Here is a 667-nt window from a genome sequence, read left to right as displayed (position 1 = left end):
GTGCCGAGGGCCTCGCCGCCGGTAGCGTACACCACCTGTCCCGTAAGGTAGCCGATGGCGTGCTGTCTCTGTTCCTGTCCAATGGTTAATGCAGGCATCGCGCTTGTAAGGTTGTTGCCGATGAATTCATAGGTGTCGTAGTAGTTGACTATCTCGAGTTGCGGGTCGCTGATGCTGTACGGTGCGGAGTAGCCTGTGCTGCAGACACCCCCTGATCCGCTCGTGTATGATGTAGCGGAGAGCACCGACCCGTCGCGGTTTCCGTCGCTGCATGTGCCCTGCACGCACAGCCTTCCGAAGCGGTCGTACAGGCAGAAGCGGTAGCGGTTTCCCAGAGCGGTGTCTCTCATGTACGCCATGCGGTCGGCACTGTCGTACCAGTACTGCACGCATTCCGCCCCGGGCAGTTTCTTCCATACCACCCGCCCTCTATTGTCATAACGATATTCGTATGCATATATTGTCTTTTCCTGCGATATTTTGTTGAATGCAGGTGTGAGCACGAAGCGCAGCTGGCCGAGGTCGTTATATACATAATAGGTATCTCCTGCTGCGGTGCGCTCCATAATCTTCCTCCCGAGCAGGTCGGTGAATACGGCTGTGCTCCTGTTGTCGGCATCGTAAGACACTGCTTTTGCCAGCGTTCCCTCTGGATAGTACTCGAAGG

1 pseudogene is annotated in these 667 nt (G+C 56.1%); it reads right to left on the bottom strand.

The features are described 5' to 3' along the window. A pseudogene (locus CIK89_RS13555) lies at window positions 1–667 on the bottom strand (hypothetical protein); the annotation flags it as partial.

Source organism: Prevotella sp. P4-119 (assembly GCF_002251345.1).
In the GTDB taxonomy this organism is placed as follows: domain Bacteria; phylum Bacteroidota; class Bacteroidia; order Bacteroidales; family Bacteroidaceae; genus Prevotella.
The sequence above is the reverse complement of the archived record's forward strand: the minus strand, read 5'-3'. Positions and strand labels throughout refer to the sequence as shown.